At 68.6% G+C, this 19,922-nt stretch carries 22 protein-coding genes; 12 read left to right on the forward strand and 10 right to left on the reverse strand.

Features of this window, described 5'->3' with window-relative positions; all coding sequences use genetic code 11:
• The first annotated feature begins 6 nt into the window (after positions 1–6).
• The 4 genes from LMJ29_RS03000 (at position 7) to LMJ29_RS03015 (ending at position 2,120) form a co-directional block, all read left to right on the forward strand.
• Positions 7–306, forward strand: coding sequence for a DUF883 family protein (locus LMJ29_RS03000; RefSeq protein ID WP_229603908.1), 300 nt, complete (start codon positions 7–9; stop codon positions 304–306).
• 4 nt (positions 307–310) lie between these two features.
• Entirely contained in the window at positions 311–703 is a 393-nt protein-coding gene (locus LMJ29_RS03005) for a phage holin family protein (RefSeq protein WP_229603909.1), read from the forward strand.
• On the forward strand, positions 700–1,089 hold the full coding sequence (locus LMJ29_RS03010; RefSeq protein WP_229603911.1) for a hypothetical protein: 390 nt from the start codon (positions 700–702) through the stop codon (positions 1,087–1,089). The genes LMJ29_RS03005 and LMJ29_RS03010 overlap by 4 nt, the downstream gene beginning before the upstream one ends.
• A gap of 89 nt (positions 1,090–1,178) precedes the next feature.
• The gene (locus LMJ29_RS03015; protein ID WP_229603913.1) at positions 1,179–2,120 is read left to right on the forward strand and encodes a p-hydroxyphenylacetate 3-hydroxylase reductase component; all 942 of its coding nucleotides are present in this window, start codon (positions 1,179–1,181) and stop codon (positions 2,118–2,120) included.
• A gap of 140 nt (positions 2,121–2,260) precedes the next feature.
• On the opposite strand, the gene LMJ29_RS03020 is transcribed toward LMJ29_RS03015, so the two are convergent.
• Both LMJ29_RS03020 and LMJ29_RS03025 read right to left on the reverse strand, forming a co-directional pair.
• Positions 2,261–2,752, reverse strand: coding sequence for a M48 metallopeptidase family protein (locus LMJ29_RS03020; protein WP_229603914.1), 492 nt, complete (start codon positions 2,750–2,752; stop codon positions 2,261–2,263).
• Positions 2,753–2,788: 36 nt separating this feature from the next.
• Positions 2,789–3,238 (reverse strand): hypothetical protein, encoded by a 450-nt coding sequence (locus LMJ29_RS03025; protein WP_229603916.1) that lies wholly within the window; start codon positions 3,236–3,238, stop codon positions 2,789–2,791.
• 338 nt (positions 3,239–3,576) lie between these two features.
• Between LMJ29_RS03025 and LMJ29_RS03030 the strand changes: the two genes are divergently transcribed.
• Positions 3,577–4,395 (forward strand): FRG domain-containing protein, encoded by an 819-nt coding sequence (locus LMJ29_RS03030; protein WP_229603918.1) that lies wholly within the window; start codon positions 3,577–3,579, stop codon positions 4,393–4,395.
• A gap of 62 nt (positions 4,396–4,457) precedes the next feature.
• On the opposite strand, the gene fba is transcribed toward LMJ29_RS03030, so the two are convergent.
• From fba to tkt, 4 genes are all read right to left on the reverse strand, one after another.
• Positions 4,458–5,522: a class II fructose-bisphosphate aldolase gene (fba, locus tag LMJ29_RS03035; RefSeq protein ID WP_229603919.1), complete on the reverse strand. Its 1,065-nt coding sequence runs from the start codon at positions 5,520–5,522 to the stop codon at positions 4,458–4,460.
• 164 nt (positions 5,523–5,686) lie between these two features.
• Complete coding sequence (locus tag LMJ29_RS03040; protein ID WP_229603921.1) at positions 5,687–6,847, reverse strand: phosphoglycerate kinase; 1,161 nt, start codon at positions 6,845–6,847, stop codon at positions 5,687–5,689.
• A gap of 12 nt (positions 6,848–6,859) precedes the next feature.
• Positions 6,860–7,909 carry an erythrose-4-phosphate dehydrogenase gene (gene epd / locus LMJ29_RS03045; protein ID WP_229603923.1) on the reverse strand — a complete coding sequence of 350 codons (1,050 nt, stop codon included), beginning with the start codon at positions 7,907–7,909 and terminating at the stop codon, positions 6,860–6,862.
• A gap of 109 nt (positions 7,910–8,018) precedes the next feature.
• Positions 8,019–10,019, reverse strand: coding sequence for a transketolase (tkt, locus tag LMJ29_RS03050; protein ID WP_229603925.1), 2,001 nt, complete (start codon positions 10,017–10,019; stop codon positions 8,019–8,021).
• Between the two features lie 192 nt (positions 10,020–10,211).
• Between tkt and LMJ29_RS03055 the strand changes: the two genes are divergently transcribed.
• Both LMJ29_RS03055 and metK read left to right on the forward strand, forming a co-directional pair.
• The gene (locus LMJ29_RS03055) at positions 10,212–11,192 is read left to right on the forward strand and encodes an ArsR/SmtB family transcription factor (RefSeq protein ID WP_229603927.1); all 981 of its coding nucleotides are present in this window, start codon (positions 10,212–10,214) and stop codon (positions 11,190–11,192) included.
• Positions 11,193–11,255: 63 nt separating this feature from the next.
• Entirely contained in the window at positions 11,256–12,446 is a 1,191-nt protein-coding gene (gene metK / locus LMJ29_RS03060; RefSeq protein ID WP_229603929.1) for a methionine adenosyltransferase, read from the forward strand.
• Between the two features lie 67 nt (positions 12,447–12,513).
• On the opposite strand, the gene LMJ29_RS03065 is transcribed toward metK, so the two are convergent.
• The gene (locus LMJ29_RS03065) at positions 12,514–12,876 is read right to left on the reverse strand and encodes a BON domain-containing protein (RefSeq protein WP_229603932.1); all 363 of its coding nucleotides are present in this window, start codon (positions 12,874–12,876) and stop codon (positions 12,514–12,516) included.
• Positions 12,877–13,126: 250 nt separating this feature from the next.
• On the opposite strand from LMJ29_RS03065, the gene LMJ29_RS03070 reads away from it, so the two are divergent.
• Positions 13,127–13,579 carry a thioesterase domain-containing protein gene (locus LMJ29_RS03070; RefSeq protein WP_229603934.1) on the forward strand — a complete coding sequence of 151 codons (453 nt, stop codon included), beginning with the start codon at positions 13,127–13,129 and terminating at the stop codon, positions 13,577–13,579.
• A gap of 257 nt (positions 13,580–13,836) precedes the next feature.
• Here the strand turns inward: LMJ29_RS03070 and cysQ are convergent, their stop codons facing one another.
• Both cysQ and nudE read right to left on the reverse strand, forming a co-directional pair.
• Positions 13,837–14,655 (reverse strand): 3'(2'),5'-bisphosphate nucleotidase CysQ, encoded by an 819-nt coding sequence (gene cysQ / locus LMJ29_RS03075; protein ID WP_229603935.1) that lies wholly within the window; start codon positions 14,653–14,655, stop codon positions 13,837–13,839.
• 8 nt (positions 14,656–14,663) lie between these two features.
• On the reverse strand, positions 14,664–15,230 hold the full coding sequence (nudE, locus tag LMJ29_RS03080) for an ADP compounds hydrolase NudE (RefSeq protein WP_229603937.1): 567 nt from the start codon (positions 15,228–15,230) through the stop codon (positions 14,664–14,666).
• A 96-nt stretch (positions 15,231–15,326) separates the two neighbouring features.
• Here nudE and yrfG point away from each other — a divergent pair, with 96 nt between their 5' ends.
• From yrfG to LMJ29_RS03100, 4 genes are all read left to right on the forward strand, one after another.
• Positions 15,327–15,998, forward strand: a complete 672-nt coding sequence (gene yrfG, locus LMJ29_RS03085) for a GMP/IMP nucleotidase (protein ID WP_229603938.1) — start codon at positions 15,327–15,329, stop codon at positions 15,996–15,998.
• A gap of 172 nt (positions 15,999–16,170) precedes the next feature.
• Positions 16,171–16,641, forward strand: a complete 471-nt coding sequence (locus tag LMJ29_RS03090) for a hypothetical protein (protein WP_229603940.1) — start codon at positions 16,171–16,173, stop codon at positions 16,639–16,641.
• 190 nt (positions 16,642–16,831) lie between these two features.
• Positions 16,832–17,332 (forward strand): glycine zipper domain-containing protein, encoded by a 501-nt coding sequence (locus LMJ29_RS03095; RefSeq protein ID WP_229603942.1) that lies wholly within the window; start codon positions 16,832–16,834, stop codon positions 17,330–17,332.
• Between the two features lie 161 nt (positions 17,333–17,493).
• A complete protein-coding gene (locus LMJ29_RS03100; RefSeq protein ID WP_229603944.1) occupies positions 17,494–18,156 on the forward strand; it encodes a YceH family protein in 663 nt (220 codons plus the stop codon).
• Positions 18,157–18,298: 142 nt separating this feature from the next.
• On the opposite strand, the gene LMJ29_RS03105 is transcribed toward LMJ29_RS03100, so the two are convergent.
• Complete coding sequence (locus tag LMJ29_RS03105) at positions 18,299–19,843, reverse strand: phosphoenolpyruvate carboxykinase (protein WP_229603945.1); 1,545 nt, start codon at positions 19,841–19,843, stop codon at positions 18,299–18,301.
• Between the last annotated feature and the right edge of the window lie 79 nt (positions 19,844–19,922).

Here is a 19,922-nt window from a genome sequence, read left to right on the forward strand (position 1 = left end):
TTGGCCATGGCCATTCAAACCCCACCCTCTGTGGATCCGTTGCTCGCCGATTTCCAGGCGCTGGTCGAAGACACCGAAAGGCTGCTGCAGGAGTCGGCCAGCCTGGCCGGCGAGCAGGCCCAGGAGATGCGCGTCAAGCTCAAGAACAGCCTCGCCCGTGCCCGCGACCGCCTGATGCGCGGCGAGGACCCGCTGCACAAGTGCTGCAGGGCGACCGAGCAGTATGTGCACACCCATCCCATGCAATCGCTCGGTATGTGTGCCCTCCTCGGGTTCATGTTCGGCCTGATGCTGTCACGGCGCTGAAGCGATGAATGAAGAAACGCCGGACGGCTCCGCCGCCCACTCCGCGATCTCGGCGCTGGGCGGCATCGGTGCCGCTACCCTCGGCCTGCTGCACGCACACCTCGAACTGCTGGGCATCGAGCTGCAGGAACAGAAGGCAGCCAGCGTGCGCCAGGTGATCTATGCCGTCCTGGTCCTTATCTTCGGTCTGCTGTGCCTGTTCGCGGTCAGCGTGCTGGTAGTGGTGCTGTTCTGGGAAACCTACCTGCTGGAGGCGATAGTCGGGCTGTGCCTGTTCCACGGTATTGCCTGCCTGCTCGCACTGTGGTGCCTGCTCGCCTCCCTGCGCCGGCACCACGCCCCCTTCAGCGCCAGCCTCGAAGAACTGGCGCGCGACCGCGAGCAACTGCTGCCATGACCACGCCAGACCTGCCGAAACACGCCTCCCCCCTGCAGATGCGCAAGGCGCTGGTGCGCATGCGCATCGAGCTGCATCGCCAGGAGTTGCGCTACGAGAGCCTGCACCTGACCCAACCGCTGCAGGAGCAGTTGCACCTCTGGCAGCGACGTCTGAATCTGCGCCATGCGCCGTTGTGGGGATTGGCGGGAGCTACCCTGCTCGGCTTTCTCGGCGGCCGCAGCCGAGGGCGCAGCCGGCTCGGCAGCCTCGGCCAGGGGCTGCGTCTGACCAGCGCCTATCTGCCGCTGCTGGTCGCCGGGCTGCGCCTGTTCGCCAACCGCCAAAATCCCGCAACCCCGCCGCCGCAGCCGCCCCAGCGGCAGCCGGTTCATCCGGTGCCCTGAGCCCGCCAAGCGCCCGCTTGCCGCCGCTGGTCTTGCCCGCCAGGCGGCCTAGACTGAGAGTCATCAGCGCCACGACCGGAGAGTCCGCGATGACCATCAGCAGTGAAACCGCCTTCGATCCCCGCGCGTTCCGCCGCGCGCTGGGCAATTTCGCCACCGGCGTCACCATCGTCACCGCCCGCAGCCCTTCCGGCGAACGGGTCGGCGTCACCGCCAACAGCTTCAACTCGGTATCGCTGGATCCGCCGCTGATCCTCTGGAGCATCGACAAGCGTTCCGCCAGCCACGCCGTGTTCAGCGCCGCCAGCCACTTCGCGGTGAATATCCTGGCCGCCGACCAGATCGAACTGTCCAACCACTTCGCCCGTCCGCAGGCGGACAAGTTCGCCGGCGTCGCCTGCGAGGCGGGCCTGGGCGATACCCCGCTGTTCGCCGGCTGCGCGGCGCGCTTCCAGTGCGAGCGCTTCCTGGAGGTGGACGGCGGCGACCACTGGATCCTGATCGGCAAGGTGGTGGCCTTCGACGACTTCGGCCGCTCGCCCCTGCTCTACCACCAGGGCGCCTACTCGATGGTCCTGCCCCACCCGCGCGCGCCGCGCAGGAGCGAGGCGGCGGCCACGCCGGGAACCATGCACGGCCGGCTGATGGGCAACCTGTACTACCTGATGATCCAGGCGGTGAACGCCTACCAGGCCAGCTACGCGCCCAAGCAGCTGACCACCGGCCTGCGCACCAGCGAGGCGCGCATGCTGATGGTGCTGGAGGACAGCGCGCGCCTCGACCTGGTCGACCTGCAGCGCGAGGTGGCGATGCCGACCCGCGAGATCGTCGAGGCGCTGACCAACCTGCGCCGCAAGGGCCTGGTCGCCGAAACCGCCGCCGGCCACGAGCTGACCGACGCCGGGCGCGCGCAGACCGAAGCGCTCTGGGACATCTCGCGGCGCCAGCAGGAAGCGGTGTTCGCCGGGGTCGACGCCGAAGACATCGAAACCTTCAAGAAGGTGCTCAAGGTGGTGATGGCGGCGCATTGAGCGCCGGCCTCGAACCGTAGGGTGGAAGACTCGCGCGGCGATCTTCTCCCGATCCTCTGGCGCCGGGTCATCTGGTGGGCAATCGCTGCGCGGGTTACCCACCCTGCGCCAGCGGAACCGGCGCACACCCTAGGCAGGCTTCAACCCAGCTCGCGCCAGGTCAGATATAGGCGCAGGTCGAACTCCAGCTGCTGGTAGCCGGGCAGCATGTGCTCGCAGAGCTGGTAGAACGCCTTGTTGTGGTCGAACTCGCGCAGGTGGGCCAGTTCGTGGACCACGATCATGTCGAGGAACTCGGGCGCGGCGTCGCGGAACAGCGTGGCGACGCGGATTTCCTTCTTGGCCTTGAGCTTGCCGCCCTGCACCCTGGACACCGCGGTGTGCAGGCCCAAGGCGTTGCGCACCACGTCGAGCTTGCTGTCGTAGAGCACCTTGTCGATCCCCGGCGCGTTGCGCAGGAAGCGCTGCTTGCGCTCCATGACGTAGGCGTACAGCGCCTTGTCGCTCTGCACGTCGTGGCGCTCGGGGTAGCGTTTGTCCAGATACTCGCCCAGGCGGTCGCTGGCGATCATCTGCCGCACCTGCTCCTGCAGGTGGGGCGGGTAGGCGGTGAGGTACTTCAGCGCGATCATCGGCGGGGCCAGCAGGGCAGCGAGGGACGCCCCATTCTAACCGCCCTGCGGCGCGTCGCGCTGGCCGTCCGGAGGACGGCGCAGACGCAGGAAGTGCTGGCCGGCGAGCAGCGCGGCGGCGTTCACCGCGGTCATGAACACGCCGATGCCGCGCAGCCCGCGGCCCCCGGTGAGATCCAGCAGGCACAACAGCAGCAGACCGCCGGTGCCCAGCGCCTGCACCCAGGACCAGCGTCGGAACTGCGCCGCGCGGCGGGTCGCCACCAGGTAGAAGCACAACAGCGGGGCCAGGAAGATGCTCACCACCAGGGCGTGGGAGAACTCGGCGCGCAGGGTGCCGCTGCCCAGCAGGATGACCAGCGACAGGCCCATCAGCCCGCCATACAGGCCATTGGCCAGGCGGTAAGCCAGGAAACCGGGCGGTTCGTCCGGCTCGCAAGGCAGCGGCGGCGCCTTCGGCGGGGCGTAGGGGTTGAACTCGTCCATGAGCACGGGCCTCGCGACAATCTCCAGCGCCGACTATAGCCCGTTCGCCAGTGGCGGGGAGTCCAGATCTGCAGGGGCGAATTCATTCGCCTTGGCGGGGTATTCAGGCGAATGAATTCGCCCCTACAAGGATTGGCCGGGCGTGGACGGCGCTCATCCGCCTGCCCGGCGGCGACACCCTGCCTCAGCACCCGGCGGCCGCTTTCGTGGTAACGTGCGCAGCCCGCCGGCAGCCCTGCCGGAGCGGCCACGCACGACAGGTGCGGCGGGCCTCGCCCCGCCACCCCGCACAGCCCCGCCGCCGACGAGTCGCCGTTCGCACCTCCAGAGTTCCGAGCATGAGCAAAGATCACCAACCCCGCTGGACCTCCGGACGGATCCGGGATGGCATCGAAGAGATCCACATCCGCAAGTGGAACTACCTCATCGACTACATCCAGGAAACCTTCTCGCCCGGCTGCGGCTGGGTGCATCGCGGCCACCGCAAGGACTACTACCGGCTCGAGTCGACCATCGACCGCAAGATCCTCGACAAGTCGAAGACCGAGCAGCTGCGCAGCGAGCAGCTCGACCGCTTCAAGATGGCGATCCGCGGCAAGCGCGGCGCCAACCCGCCGCAGTACGACGAACCGCTGGAGTGGTGGGCGCTCGGCCAGCACTTCGAGCTGCTCACCCCGCTGCTCGACTGGACCCACTCGCCCTACACCGCGGCGTTCTTCGCCTTCGCCAGGACCGGCGAGGACGACACGAGAAAGCGCATCATCATCTCGCTGAACAAGGACGAGGTGGAGGGCTCGCGCCTGGCCGGCATGGTGCGCTTCTACACGCCCAACTCCGACGAGAACGCCCGGGTGCTCGGCCAGAACGGCCTGTTCTCGTTCTGCGAGTCGGGCGAGGAGCTGGAGGCGCTGATCGCCCACGAGTTCGCCGGCGCGCGGCGCGCGATCCTCAAGAAGATCTACCTGCCCAACACCGAGCGCATCGACGTGCTGCGCGGCCTCGAGCAGATGAACATCAACCACCTGACGCTGTTCCCCGACCTCAGCGGCGCCAGCAACTACGCCAACATGCAGTTCGAGCTGTATTCCAACCAGGCCCGGCCCAAGCCGGAGCCGGCGCCGCGCCCGGTCGCCGCGCTGGCCGAAGCCGAGGACTGAGCGCCCGAAAAGCACAAGGCCCGCATCGAGCGGGCCTTGTGGCATTCGGCAAAGGCTGCGGATCAGTTGACCTTGGCGGCCAGCTCGCCCTTGGCGTAGCGCTGGAACATGCCTTCCAGGGAGATCGGCTTGATCTTCGAGGCATTGCCGGCGGTGCCGAAGGCTTCGTAGCGGGCGATGCAGATGTCGCGCATGGCCACGATGGTCTTGGCGAAGAACTTGCGCGGGTCGAACTCGCTGGGCTGCTCGGCCATCATGCGGCGGATCGCGCCGGTGGAGGCCAGGCGCAGGTCGGTGTCGATGTTGACCTTGCGCACGCCGTGCTTGATGCCCTCGACGATCTCCTCGACCGGCACGCCGTAGGTTTCCTTGATGTCGCCACCGTACTGGTTGATGATCGCCAGCCACTCCTGCGGCACGCTGGAGGAGCCGTGCATCACCAGGTGGGTGTTGGGAATGCGCTTGTGGATTTCCTTGATGCGGTCGATGGCCAGCACGTCGCCGGTCGGCGGCTTGGTGAACTTGTAGGCGCCGTGGCTGGTGCCGATGGCGATCGCCAGGGCGTCGACCTGGGTGGCCTTGACGAAGGCCGCTGCTTCTTCCGGATCGGTCAGCATCTGGCTGTGGTCGAGGGTGCCCTCGGCGCCGACGCCGTCTTCCTCGCCGGCCTGGCCGGTTTCCAGGCTGCCCAGGCAGCCCAGCTCGCCTTCCACCGACACGCCGCAGGCGTGGGCCATGGCCACGGTCTGCTGGGTCACGCGCACGTTGTAGTCGTAGTCGGCCGGGGTCTTGCCGTCTTCACGCAGCGAGCCGTCCATCATCACCGAGGAAAAGCCCAGCTGGATCGAGCGCTGGCAGACGTCCGGGCTGGTGCCGTGGTCCTGGTGCATGCACACCGGGATATGCGGGAATTCCTCGATGGCGGCGAGGATCAGGTGGCGCAGGAACGGCGCGCCGGCGTACTTGCGGGCACCGGCGGAGGCCTGGACGATCACCGGGGAGTCGGTCTTGTCGGCCGCTTCCATGATCGCGCGCATCTGCTCGAGGTTGTTGACGTTGAAGGCCGGCACGCCGTAGCCGAATTCGGCGGCGTGGTCCAGCATCTGGCGCATGCTGATGAGTGCCATCTGTAGAGCTCCCAGTAAGGGTCGTTTGATCGGTGCCTGGCCTGCCGCAGGGGCGGGCCGGGCGGAATGTCGTTGCCGTCGCTGTAGGGTGGACAACGCCGATGGCGTTTGTCCACCGAGCGTCCGACTGGTGGACGCGGCCATGCCGTCGTCCACCCCGGGAATTACTTGGCGCGCTCTTCCAGCACCGCCACGGCCGGCAGGACCTTGCCCTCGACGAACTCGAGGAAGGCGCCGCCACCGGTGGAAATGTAGGAGATCTGCTCGCCGACGCCATACTTGTCGATGGCCGCCAGGGTGTCGCCACCACCGGCGATGGAGAACGCCGGGCTGGCGGCGATGGCCTGGGCCAGGGCCTTGGTGCCGTTGCCGAACTGGTCGAACTCGAACACGCCGACCGGGCCGTTCCACAGGATGGTCTGCGAGGACTTGAGCATCTCGCCGAACATGGCCGCGGTCTGCGGGCCGATGTCGAGGATCATGTCGTCGTCGGCGACATCGGCGATGGCCTTGACGGTGGCCTCGGCGCTCTCGGCGAATTCCTTGGCGACCACCACGTCGACCGGCAGCGGCACGGCGACCTTGGCGGCGATGGCGCGGGCGGTGTCCAGCAGGTCGGCTTCGCACAGCGACTTGCCGACCTTGTAGCCGGCGGCGGCGAGGAAGGTGTTGGCGATGCCGCCGCCGACGATCAGCTGGTCGCAGATCTCGGCCAGCGAGTTCAGCACGTCGAGCTTGGTGGAGACTTTCGAGCCGGCGACGATCGCGACCATCGGGCGGGCCGGGTTGCCCAGGGCCTTGCCCAGGGCGTCCAGCTCGGCGGCCAGCAGCGGGCCGGCCGCGGCGACCTTGGCGAACTTGGCGACGCCGTGGGTCGAGCCCTCGGCGCGGTGGGCGGTGCCGAAGGCGTCCATGACGAACACGTCGCACAGCGCGGCGTACTGCTGGGCCAGCTCGTCGCTGTTCTTCTTCTCGCCCTTGTTGAAGCGCACGTTCTCGAACAGCACGACCTCACCGGGCTGCACCTCGACGCCGCCCAGGTAGTCGGCAACCAGCGGAACTTCGCGGCCGAGGGCCTTGGCCAGGTAGTCGGCGACCGGCTTGAGGCTGTTCTCGGCGGAGAACTCGCCTTCGGTCGGACGGCCCAGGTGCGAGCAGACCATCACCGCCGCGCCCTTCTCCAGTGCCAGCTTGATGGTCGGCAGGGAGGCGAGGATGCGGGCGTCGCTCTTGACCACGCCGTCCTTCACCGGGACGTTGAGGTCTTCGCGGATCAGCACGCGCTTACCGGCGAGGTCGAGGTCGGTCATCTTCAAAACGGTCATGGGCTCAGTCCTTCAGGGCTGTGGTCGATGGGCGACGCGCAGGAAATGTTCCGCCACGTCGAGCATGCGGTTGGCAAAGCCCCACTCGTTGTCGAACCAGGCCAGCAGGTTGACCAGCCGCGGGCCGGAAACCAGGGTCTGGCTGCCATCGACGATGGCCGAGTGGGGGTCGTGATTGAAGTCGCAGCTGGCGTGGGGCAGCTCGGTGTAGTCGATCAGCCCCTTGAGCGGGCCGCTTTCGGCGGCCTCGCGCAGCACGCGGTTGATCTCGGCCACGCTGGTGTCGCGGCGGGTCTGCAGAGTGATGTCCAGGCAGGACACGTTGACCGTCGGCACGCGGATGGCCTTGGCCTTGACCCGTCCGGAGAGTTCCGGGAGCAGGCGCTCTATACCGCGGGCAAGGCCGGTCGACACCGGGATCACCGACTGGAACGCCGAGCGGGTGCGGCGCAGGTCCTCGTGGTGGTAGGCGTCGATCACCGGCTGGTCGTTCATCGCCGAGTGGATGGTAGTGATCGCCACGTAGTCGAGGCCGATCGCCTCGTCGAGCAATTTGAGCAGCGGCACGCTGCAGTTGGTGGTGCAGGAGGCGTTGGACAGCAGCTTCTCGCCGCCGGTGAGGCTCGCCTGGTTGACGCCGTAGACGATGGTGGCGTCGACGTCGGCCTCGCTGGCCATCGGCTGGGAGAACAGCACGCGCGGCGCGCCGGCAGCGAGGAAACGCTCGCCATCTGCGCGGGTGTGGTAGACCCCCGAGCACTCCAGCACCAGGTCGACGCCGAGCGCCGCCCAGTCGATGGCTTCCGGGGTAGCCTGGCGCAGCACCTTCACGCAGTCGCCGTTGAGGTGCAGGCAGTCGCCGACCACCTTCACCTCGCCGGGGAAGCGGCCGTGGGTGGAGTCGAAGCGGGTCAGGTACTCGACGCTGGCCTGGTCGGCCAGGTCGTTGAGCGCGACGATCTCCAGCCCGGCGTCCGCGCCGCGCTCGTAGAGCGCGCGCAGCACGCAGCGACCGATGCGGCCGTAGCCGTTGAGGGCGACTTTGTAGGGGCGATTGGGCATGGCGACTCTGCAGGTGGCGACAGGTGGAAAACCGCTGCGCGGGTTTTCCACCCTGCACGGGGCTTGCGTCCGCAGGGTGGATGGCCGCAGCCATCCACCCTGGACGGCATCAGTCTTCCAGCAGTTCCTCGGCGGTGGCCAGCAGGTTGTCGAGGGTGAAGCCGAAGTGCTCGAACAGCGCCGGGGCCGGGGCCGACTCGCCGAAGCTGGTCATGCCGATGATGCGGCCTTCCAGGCCGACGTACTTGTACCAGAAGTCGGCATGCGCGGCCTCGATGGCGATGCGCGCGCCGACCTGCAGCGGCAGCACGGACTGCTTCCAGGCGGCGTCCTGACGGTCGAACACGCTGGTCGCCGGCATCGACACCACGCGCACGCGGCGGCCCTTGGCGGTCAGCGCCTCAAAGGCCTGCACGGCCAGGCCGACCTCCGAGCCGGTGGCGATGAGGATCAGTTCCGGCTCCCCAGTGCAGTCCTTGAGCACGTAGCCGCCGCGGGCGATGTCGGCGATCTGCTGCTCGCTGCGCTGCTGGTGCGGCAGGTTCTGGCGGCTGAACACCAGCGCGGACGGGCCGTCGGCACGCTCGATGGAGCACTTCCAGGCCACTGCGGATTCCACCGCGTCGGCCGGGCGCCAGCAATCGAGGTTCGGCGTGCTGCGCAGGCTGGCCAGCTGCTCGACCGGCTGGTGGGTCGGGCCGTCTTCGCCGAGGCCAATGGAGTCGTGGGTGTAGACGAACAGCACGCGCTGCTTCATCAGCGCGGCCATGCGCACCGCGTTGCAGGCGTACTCCATGAACACCAGGAAGGTGGCGCCGTAGGGGATGAAGCCGCCGTGCAGGGCGATGCCGTTCATGATCGCGCTCATGCCGAACTCGCGCACGCCGTAGTGCACGTAGTTGCCGCCGGCGTCGTCGACGGCCAGGCCCTTGCAGCCCTTCCACAGGGTCAGGTTGGAACCGGCGAGGTCCGCCGAGCCGCCGAGGAACTCGGGCAGCAGCGGGCCGAAGGCGTTGAGGGCGTTCTGGCTGGCCTTGCGGCTGGCGATGGTCTCGCCCTTGGCGGCCACCTCGTTGACGTAGGCGGCGGCCTTGGCGCTGAAATCGGCGGGCAGCTCGCCGGCCAGGCGGCGTTGCAGTTCGGCGGCCAGTTCCGGGTAGGCGGCGGCATAGGCGGCGAACTTGTCGTTCCAGGCGGCCTCGCGGGCGGCGCCGGCTTCCTTGGCGTCCCACTCGGCGTAGATGTCGGCGGGGATCTCGAACGGGCCGTGCGCCCAGCCCAGCTGGGCGCGGGTGGCGGCGATCTCGGCATCGCCCAGCGGCGCGCCGTGGCACTCTTCCTTGCCGCCCTTGTTCGGCGAGCCGAAGCCGATCACGGTCTTGCAGCAGATCAGGGTCGGCCGCGCGCGCTCGGCGCGGGCGGTCTCGATGGCGGTCTTGATCTCGTCGGCGTCGTGGCCGTCGACGTTGCGGATCACCTGCCAGCCGTAGGCCTCGAAGCGCGCCGGGGTGTCGTCGGTGAACCAGCCTTCGACTTCGCCGTCGATGGAGATGCCGTTGTCGTCGTAGAAGGCGATCAGCTTGCCCAGGCCCAGGGTGCCGGCCAGCGAGCAGACTTCGTGGCTGATGCCTTCCATCATGCAGCCGTCGCCGAGGAACACGTAGGTGTGGTGGTCGACGATGGCATGGCCTTCGCGGTTGAACTGCGCGCCCAGCACCTTCTCGGCGATGGCGAAGCCGACGGCGTTGGCGATGCCCTGGCCGAGCGGGCCGGTGGTGGTTTCCACGCCCGGGGTGTAGCCGTACTCCGGGTGGCCCGGGGTGCGGCTGTGCAGCTGGCGGAACTGCTTGAGATCGTCGATGCCCAGGTCGTAGCCGGAGAGGTGCAGCAGCGAGTAGGCCAGCATCGAGCCGTGGCCGTTGGACAGCACGAAGCGGTCGCGGTCGGCCCAGTTCGGGTTCTGCGGGTTGTGCTTGAGGTAGTCGTGCCACAGCACTTCGGCGATGTCCGCCATACCCATGGGGGCGCCCGGATGGCCGCTGTTGGCTTTCTGCACGGCATCCATGCTGAGGGCACGAATGGCATTGGCACGCTCACGACGACTGGGCATCGCTGGTCTCCTGCGAGGGGGCTTAACGAAAAAAGGCGGCTATTTTCGCCCAGCGGCGGGGGAACGGGCAATCACAGATGGTCGATCCGGGCCAACCGGCCTGCCGTTGGGGCTGTGATCGACCGCCAATATCAAAACTTTTTGATACAGGCATTGCGCCACCGTGGCGCGGCGACTAGACTTCGCCCCCTTATGAGTACGCCGTCCGCCTTGCGCCCCGACCCGAGCGAGCAACTGGCCGCCTTGTGCAAGGCCGCCGGCGATCCGCTGCGCCTGAGCGTGCTGCGCGTGCTGGCCAGCGACTCGTTCGGCGTGCTGGAGCTGGCGCAGATCTTCGCCATGCGCCAGTCGGGGATCAGCCACCACCTCAAGGTGCTGGCCCAGGCGGGGCTGCTGGCCACCCGCCGCGAAGGCACGGCGATCTTCTACCGGCGCGCCCTGGCCAACGGCGGCGAGACCGGCAGCGCACTGCACGCGGCGCTGCTCGAGGAGGTCGACGGCCTGGAGCTGGCGGACGCGGTGCAGGCGCGCATCGCCGAGGTGCAGGCGCAACGCGCCGCCGCGGCGCGCGACTTCTTCGCCCGCACGCTGGAGAAATTCCGCGCCCAGCAGGACCTGATCGCCGGGCTGCCGCAGTACCGCGACAGCCTGCTGAGCCTGCTCGACGCCCTGCACTTCCCGCCCAGCGCCACCGCGCTGGAGGTCGGCCCGGGCGACGGCGCCTTCCTGCCCGAGCTGGCCCGGCGCTTCGCCGCGGTCACCGCGCTGGACAGCAGCCCGGCGATGCTCGAACTGGCCCGCCAGCGCTGCGTGGCCGAGGCGCTGGCGAACGTCGAGCTGAAGCTGGCCGACGCGCTGCACGACGCGCAGGCGCCGGCCGACTGCGTGGTGCTGAACATGGTGCTGCACCACTTCGCCGAGCCAGCCGCCGCCATGGCGCGGCTGGCGCGGCTGGTCAAGCCGGGCGGCAGCCTGCTGCTGACCGAGCTGTGCGGCCACGACCAGGGCTGGGCCCGCGAGGCGTGCGGCGATGTGTGGCTGGGCTTCGACCAGGACGAGCTGGCGCACTGGGCCGAACAGGCGGGGCTGGCCGAGGGCGAAAGCCAGTACATCGGCCTGCGCAACGGTTTCCAGATCCAGGTCAGGCACTTCGCCCAGCCGGATCGCCCATGAACATTGCTGTTTTGACACGGCCGCGAGGCCGACTCACCCACCGGTAATAACAGGAACCGATAGATGAGCGAATATTCCCTTTTCACCTCCGAGTCCGTGTCCGAAGGCCATCCGGACAAGATCGCCGACCAGATCTCCGATGCCGTGCTCGACGCCATCATCGCCGAGGACAAGCATGCCCGCGTGGCCTGCGAGACCCTGGTGAAGACCGGCGTGGCCATCGTCGCCGGCGAGATCACCACCTCCGCGTGGATCGACCTCGAGCAGCTGGTGCGCGACGTGATCGTCGACATCGGCTACAACAGCTCCGACGTCGGCTACGACGGCGCCACCTGCGGCATCGTCAACATCATCGGCAAGCAGTCCCCGGACATCAACCAGGGCGTCGACCGCGCCAAGCCGGAAGACCAGGGCGCCGGCGACCAGGGCCTGATGTTCGGCTACGCCAGCAACGAGACCGACGTGCTGATGCCGGCGCCGATCTGCTTCTCCCACCGTCTGGTCGAGCGCCAGGCCGAAGCGCGCAAGAGCGGCCTGCTGCCGTGGCTGCGCCCGGACGCCAAGAGCCAGGTCACCTGCCGCTACGAGAACGGCAAGGTGGTCGGCATCGACGCGGTGGTGCTGTCCACCCAGCACAGCCCGGAGATCAGCCAGAGCGACCTGCAGGAAGCGGTGATGGAGCTGATCATCAAGCACACCCTGCCGGCCGAGCTGCTGCACAAGGACACCCAGTTCCACATCAACCCGACCGGCAAGTTCATCATCGGCGGCCCGGTGGGCGACTGCGGCCTGACCGGCCGCAAGATCATCGTCGACTCCTACGGCGGCATGGCCCGCCACGGCGGCGGCGCCTTCTCCGGCAAGGACCCGTCCAAGGTCGACCGCTCGGCCGCCTACGCCGGTCGCTACGTGGCCAAGAACATCGTCGCCGCGGGCCTGGCCGAGCGCTGCGAGATCCAGGTGTCCTACGCCATCGGCGTGGCCCTGCCGACCTCCATCTCGGTCAACACCTTCGGCACCGGCAAGATCAGCGACGAGCGCATCGTCCAGCTGGTCCGCGAGCACTTCGACCTGCGTCCGTACGCGATCACCAAGATGCTCGACCTGCTGCACCCGATGTACCGTCCGACCGCGGCCTACGGCCACTTCGGTCGCACGCCGGTGGAGATGACCGTGGGCGACGACACCTTCACCGCCTTCACCTGGGAGCGTACCGACAAGGCCGAGGCGCTGCGCGCCGCCGCCGGCCTCTGATCCCTCCCGGCAAAACGAAAGCCCCGCCAGCCTTGGCTGCGCGGGGCTTTTTCATGCGTACGACGGGCTAGTAGCGATCCTGGCCGCCCTCCCGGCGCATGGCGTCCGGCTGCGGATATTCGGCGCTTTCCTCGGCATTGGGCGCCTCCGGCATATGGCCCGGCGCGACCATCCAGGTATCCAGCCCCTGGCCATCCACCTCGGCGACGCCGTGCACCATGCGGGCCAGCTCGACGGCCTGCTCGCACAAGCGATGGCTTTCCAGCTGCCCGCTCAGGCTCACCACCCCCCCGTGCGCCTTGACGTGGATATGCTGGCCGCGGGTCGGCTTGGCCATTTCCAGCGCCGACTTCACCTTGGCGGCGAGCCACAGGTCGTGCACCGCCATCCCCAAGTCGTGCGAATACTGATTGAAGGAATGCATTTTCATGGCGAGTACCTCCCGGGGTACGTTCATCCCCGCCCGCATCCGCGTCATGGCGGCATCGGCGACGGACTCGCCTCGGCCCGCAATGCAGACGCTGGCATCCATACACTATAGTCGCGCTCGCCACCGCGGCCCCGGCACGCCGGCGGCCAGGCGATGACCGGCCGCCCGCCGCCGGCGCCCCGATTGCGCCGACCGGGGCGACGCAGGATCATGGGCTTATCCGTCGTCAGCCCTTTGGACCCTCTCGGACATGCATCCCGACTGTCAGTACCTGCAGGACCTCCTCCACCACGACATTCCCCTGACCCGCACCATGCAGCTGCGCGTGGCCGGCTGGGACGACCACGAGCTGCGCCTGGCCATGCCGCTGGCGCCCAACGTCAACCATACCGGCAGCATGTTCGGCGGCAGCCTGTACAGCATCAGCGTGCTGGCCGGCTGGGGCTGGCTGACCCTGCGCCTGCGCGAGGCCGGCATCGACGACGGGCATATCGTGATCAAGGGCGGACAGATCGACTACCCGCTGCCGGTGGTCGACGAGGCCGTGGCCATCTGCGCCGCGCCCAGCGCCGAGGACTGGCAGAAGTTCGAGACGCTGTACCGCCGCCGCGGCCGCGCGCGCCTGTACCTGGACATCCGCATCCTCGCGCCGAGCGGCGAGACGGCGGTGCATCTGCATGGGGAGTACGTGCTGCACAAGTGAGGGCGGCACTCAGGGTGGAAAGCCCGCGCAGCGGCTTTTTACCAATCCCCGCAGCGTGGCTCCAAGACGGAGAGGTGGGTAATCGCTGCGCGAGTTATCCCCCTACGGATTGCGTGAGCGGTCCGTAGGTCCTCGATCCAGCCTGCAGGGTAGAAAGCTCGCGCAGCGAGTTTCTACCGACGCCTCCCGCGGCGAAGCCGCGACGCGGTGGACAAGGCTGCGCCGTTGTCCACCCACCACAAGGCGGGTAGCCCCGCTCAATCCAGCGCGAGGGCCAGCTGCAGCAGCGCCTCGCGCCACTCGGCGGCCTGCGGCAGGGCGAGGAAGTGCGGGTTGAGGTAGTCCTCGCGCGCCGGGTAGGCCAGCGGCTGACCGCGCAGGTCGACGACTTCGCCGCCGGCGCCCTCCAGCACGCCCTGCGCCGCCGCGGTGTCCCACTGCGAGGTGGGCGCCAGGCGCGGGTAGCAGTCGGCGCTGCCCTCGGCGAGCAGGCAGAACTTCAGCGAGCTGCCGACGCTGGCCAGCGCCAGGTCGCCGAAACGCTCGCTCAGGCCCTTGAGCAGGCGCTCCTGGGCCGGACTGGAATGGCGGCGGCTGGCCACCACGGTGAAGGCCTCAGGCGGCGCGATGCGCACACCGATCGGCTGCTCGCCGGCGGCGTCCTGGCGCCAGGCGCCGAGGCCCGCGCCGCCGTAGTAGCACTGCTCGCGCACCGGCACGCCGACCACGCCGAACACCACCCGTCCGGCCTCGACCAGCGCCACGTTGACGGTGAACTCGGGGCTACCGGCGATGAACTCCTTGGTGCCGTCCAGCGGATCGATCAGCCACCAGCGCGACCAGTGGCGGCGCACCGCGTGGTCGATCGCGCAATCCTCCTCGGACAGCAGCGGGATATCCGGCGCCAGCTGCATCAGGCCGTCGGCGAGCACGCGGTGGGCGGCCAGGTCGGCGGCGGTGACCGGCGAGGCGTCGGCCTTCAGCTCGATGGCGACGTCGTTGCGCCAGAACGGCAGGGTGGCGGCGCCGGCCTGGCGCACCAGTTCGACCACGGCGGGCAGCAAGGGATGGTTCACGACTGGACTCACGGTTTAAAGTCGCCGCGCTGGGTCAGCAGGTCGCGCACCAGGTAGAGGGCGGCCAGGGCGCGGCCCTCGCTGAAATTGTCGGCCATCGCCAGGCGCGAGATGTCGCGCAGGTTGAAGCGCTCGACGCGGATCTCCTCCGGCTCGTCGCCGGGCAGACGCTCGGCATACAGGTCGCGGGCCAGCACCACCTGGATGCGCTGGCTCATGTAGCCCGGCGACAGCGACAGCCCGGTGAGGTGTTCGAGCTGGCGGGCGCCGAAGCCGGCTTCCTCCTTGAGCTCGCGGTTGGCCGCCGCCAGCACGTCCTCGCCCGGCTCGATCAGCCCCTTGGGCAGCGACAGCTCGTAGGCGTCGGTGCCGGCGCAATACTCCTCGATCAACAGCACGGTCTCGGCATCCTCCAGCGCCACCACCATCACCGCCCCGTAGCCCAGGCCGCGGTTGAGCAGCCGCTCGTAGGTGCGCTCGACGCCGTTGGCGAAGCGCAGCTGCAGCTCCTCGACGGTGAACAGGCGACTCTTGGCCACGATGGCGCGGGCGAGGACATCGGGTTTCTGGCGCATATGCTGGACTCCTTGGCGAGCCGACACGTTACCATAACCGGCTCTTTTTCCGACCCCCGGCCCGCCGAGCGCGCGCCACCTAGCGAAGCCCACGCCATGCCGTCACTGCCCTGGTCCCGGATCGACACCGTCCTGCTCGACATGGATGGCACCCTGCTCGACCTGCACTTCGACAACCACTTCTGGCTCAGCCACCTGCCGCAGCGCTACGCCGAGAAGCACGCCATCGACCGCGCCGCCGCCGAAGCCGAGCTGCTGCCGCTGTTCCAGCGCCACGCCGGCCAGCTGAGCTGGTATTGCCTGGACTTCTGGAGCCGCGAGCTGGACCTGCCGGTGCGCGCGCTGAAGGAGGAGATCGCCCACCTGATCGCCCTGCGCCCGGACGCCGACCGTTTCCTCGCCGCCCTGCGCGGCGCAGGCAAGCGCGTGGCGCTGATCACCAACGCGCATCGCGACTCGCTGTCACTCAAGCTCGAGCGGGTCGAGCTGGCGCCCTACTTCGACCGCCTGATCAGCTCCCACGACTACGGCTTCCCCAAGGAGGACCAGCAGTTCTGGTTCGCCCTGCAGGAGGACTTCGGCTTCGATCCGGCACGCAGCCTGTTCATCGACGACAGCCTGCCGATCCTGCGCAGCGCGCGCCGCTATGGCGTCGCCCACCTGCTCGGCATCCGCCAGCCGGACAGTCGCGGCCCGGCCAAGGACACCGAGGAATTCGCCGCGGTGGACAGCTATGTTGAGCTGCTGGACGGCCTGGCGGTACGCTGAAAGCGCTGTCGGGAACCACGCTCAGAGCGGCTCTGGAGAGGAAAAGTTCCGCAACTTCAGCGAACTTCGGAAAAAATTCGCGCCATGCCACCGGTCGTCGGCTGAACGCTTGCCAAGCCCCCGCCTGCTGAGCAAGATCGCCGCCACCTCCCCGCAAGGATGAACGTACGCGATGAAATACGCTTCCCTGTTCCTGCTCTCCCTGTCTCTCGCCGGCGGCACCGCCTGGGCGGCCGACGGCGATCTGCCGGCCGGCGTCGGCGGTGCGCTCGGCGGGGTGCTGGGCTCGGTGGTCGGCCAGACCGTCGGCGGCAGCACCGGCGCGGCGATCGGCGCCGGCGTCGGTGGCGCGGCCGGTGGCGCGGTCGGCGCCAGGCGTGGCAACAAGACCGAGGCGGCCATCGGCGGCGGCCTGGGCGCGGCCGGCGGCAACGTCATCGGCAACAAGATCGGCGGCACCACCGGCGGCCTGCTCGGCGCGGCCGTGGGCGGCGGCGCCGGTGGCGCCCTGGGCAACAACATGGGCGACGCCAGCGAAGCGGATCGCCGCCATGACGCCTACTACGACGGCTACCGCGAGGGGCGTCGCCACAAGCATCGCCACTGGCGCAAGCACCGCCATCACCGTCACTGGGATGACTGAAATCTCCCAGGTCGCCACCGACGCCGGACAGCGGATCGAGTGAGACCGCCCGAAAAGTCGAAAGATTCCCAAAACAGCATGAAAAGAAATTAAAAGGCGTGACAAGTCACCAATCGTCGCGTAATGGCTTGCCAAACAACGGCGATCTGCGCAGGATCGCCGCCGTCCTCCCCCTTGAGTGAGAGCTCAGATGAAATACTCTTCCCTGATCCTGTTGTCCCTGACCCTGGCCGGCGGCTCTGCCTGGGCGGCCGATGGCGATACCCGCGCTGGCGTCGGCGGCGCGCTCGGCGGGGTACTGGGATCGGTGGTCGGCCAGACCGTCGGCGGCGACACCGGCGCGACCATCGGTGCCGGCGTTGGCGGTGCTGCCGGCGGTGCCGTCGGCGCCCGCCGCGGCAACAAGACCGAAGCGGCCATCGGCGGCGCCCTGGGCGGCGCCGCGGGCAACGCGGCCGGCCGCGCCGTTGGCGGTACCACCGGCGGCCTGATCGGCGCGGCCGTGGGCGGTGGCGCCGGCGGCGCGCTGGGCAACCATATGGGCGACGCCAGCCAGAACGATCGCCGCGACGACGCCTATCACGACGGTTATCGCGACGGCCGCCGCGGCGGCTATGACCGCGACTACGACGACGGCTACCGCGGCGGCCGCTTCTGCCCGCCGGGCCAAGCCAAGAAGGGCAGATGCTGAGTCCCGCTCGGCAACCCCGCAACGGGCGCCTCAGGGCGCCCGTTTGCATTTGCGCGGGCGACCGCGCAGCCTGCCTAGATCGCCGCACGCGACCTTCCACTGGCAAAGCCTCGACCGCTTGAGGACACTAGGGCCCTTCTTCCCGCAGAGCGCCCTTGTCCATGAGCGATTCGACTCCCACCCCCACGCCCTTCTCCGACGCGCCGCTGTCCGCCGTCGAGGCCCGCGCCCTCGGCTGTCTGGTCGAGAAGCAGGCGACCACACCGGAAAGCTACCCGCTGACCCTCAACGCCCTGCAACTGGCCTGCAACCAGAAGACCAGCCGCGAGCCGCTGATGAACCTGCAGCCGGGCGAAGTCGGCCACGCGCTGCGCAGCCTCGAGCAGCGCGGCCTGGTCCGCCTGGTGATGGGCAGCCGCGCCGACCGCTGGGAACAGCGCGCGGAAAAACAGCTGGAACTGGTCCAGCCCCAGCTGGCGCTGCTCGCCCTGCTGCTGCTGCGCGGCCCGCAGACCCTCGGCGAGCTGCTCGCTCGCAGCGGCCGGCTGCATGCCTTCGACGACACCGAGGAGGTCCGCCACCACCTCGAACGCCTGGCCGGCCGCGGCCTGGTCCGCCAGCTGGCGCGCCAGAGCGGGCAGCGCGAGGAGCGCTACGCCCACCAGCTGGGCGATCCGGCCGAGCAGGAAGCCCTGCTCGCCGCCCGTCCCCAGGAATCCGCTCCGGCCGCGACGGCGGGCCAGGAAGAGCGTATCGCCGCCTTGGAAGCCCGCCTGGCCGAACTGGAAGAGCGCCTCGCCCGCCTGGAAGGTAAATCCGAGTGACACCTCGCCCCCGGCACTGACGGGCAATCGCGCAGCGGTAGAAAATCGCTGCGCGAGTTTTCTCGCCTTGCCGCTCGCCTGGCGCACCGGAAACGAAAAAGCCGCCCGAAGGCGGCTTTTTTTCATGCGGGCTGGCGAACGCTTACAGCTGCGGGCCGGCGCTGCGGATGGCGTCGGACACTTCGAACTTGGTGAAGTTCTCGATGAACAGCTTGGCCAGGCCGCGGGCGGCTTCGTCGTAGGCGGACTTGTCGGCCCAGGTGTTGCGCGGGTTGAGCAGCTGGGTCTCGACGCCGGCGACGGCCTTCGGCACGTCCAGGTTGATGATCGGCAGGTGCTCGGTCTCGGCACCGACCAGCGCGCCGCTCTGGATCGCGGCGATCACCGCACGGGTGGTCGGGATGTTGAAGCGCTTGCCGACGCCGTAGCCGCCACCGGTCCAGCCGGTGTTGACCAGGTAGACCTTGGAGCCAAAGCCCTTGATGCGCTTGATCAGCAGTTCGGCGTACTCGCCGGCCGGACGCGGGAAGAACGGCGCGCCGAAGCAGGTGGAGAAGGTCGACTTGATGCCGCCGCCGCTGCCCATCTCGGTGGAACCGACCAGCGCGGTGTAGCCGGACAGGAAGTGGTAGGCGGCCTGCTCGTTGTTGAGGATCGACACGGGCGGCAGCACGCCGGTCAGGTCGCAGGTCAGGAAGATCACCGCGTTCGGCTCGCCGCCGAGGTTCTTCTCGGAGCGCTTCTCGACCAGCTCCAGCGGGTAGGCCGCACGGCTGTTCTGGGTCAGGCTGGCGTCGGCGTAGTCGGGCAGGCGAGTGCGCTCGTCGAGCACCACGTTCTCCAGCACGGCGCCGAACTGGATGGCTTTCCAGATCACCGGCTCGTTCTTCTCGGACAGGTCGATGCACTTGGCATAGCAACCGCCCTCGATGTTGAACACCACGCCCTCGCCCCAGCCGTGCTCGTCGTCGCCGATCAGGTAGCGGCTCGGGTCGGCGGACAGGGTGGTCTTGCCGGTGCCGGACAGGCCGAAGAACAGGGTGACGTCGCCTTCTTCGCCGATGTTGGCGGCGCAGTGCATCGGCAGCACGTCGGCTTCCGGCAGCAGGAAGTTCTGCACGGAGAACATGGCCTTCTTCATCTCGCCGGCGTAGCGCATGCCGGCGATCAGCACCTTCTTCTGGGCGAAGTTGAGGATCACGCAACCGTCGGAGTTGGTGCCGTCACGCTCCGGCTCGCAGACGAAGGACGGCACGTTGAGGATGCGCCACTCGCCCTTGCCGACCGGGTTGAAGGTTTCCGGGTTGATGAACAGGCAGCGGCCGAACAGGTTGTGCCAGGCGGTCTCGGTGGTCATCTTGACCGGCAGGTAGTGCTCGACGGCGGAGCCGACATGCACGTGGGAGACGAAGTGGCTGCGCTCGGCCAGGTAGGCCTCGACGCGGTCCCACAGGGCGTCGAACTTGGCTTCCGGGAACGGACGGTTGATCTTGCCCCAGGCGATCTTGGCCTCGGTGCTCTGCTCCTGGACGATGAAGCGGTCCATGGGCGAACGGCCGGTACGGTGCCCCGTGCGGACCACCAGCGAACCGTTGGCGGCGAGTTCGCCCTCGCCCCGCTGGATGGCCTGCTCGATCAGTTCGGCAACGCTGATATCGGTGTACACGGCAGTATTGGCTTGCGTCATGAGATCCCCGTCGGCCTAGGGCCGAGTCCTCCAATCATTGTTGTAGCGGTTTTCAGAGCGCGCTACAGCGAAAAAATTG

The sequence above is a fragment of the Pseudomonas oryzagri genome, from assembly GCF_020831405.1.
Taxonomy (GTDB): domain Bacteria; phylum Pseudomonadota; class Gammaproteobacteria; order Pseudomonadales; family Pseudomonadaceae; genus Geopseudomonas; species Geopseudomonas oryzagri.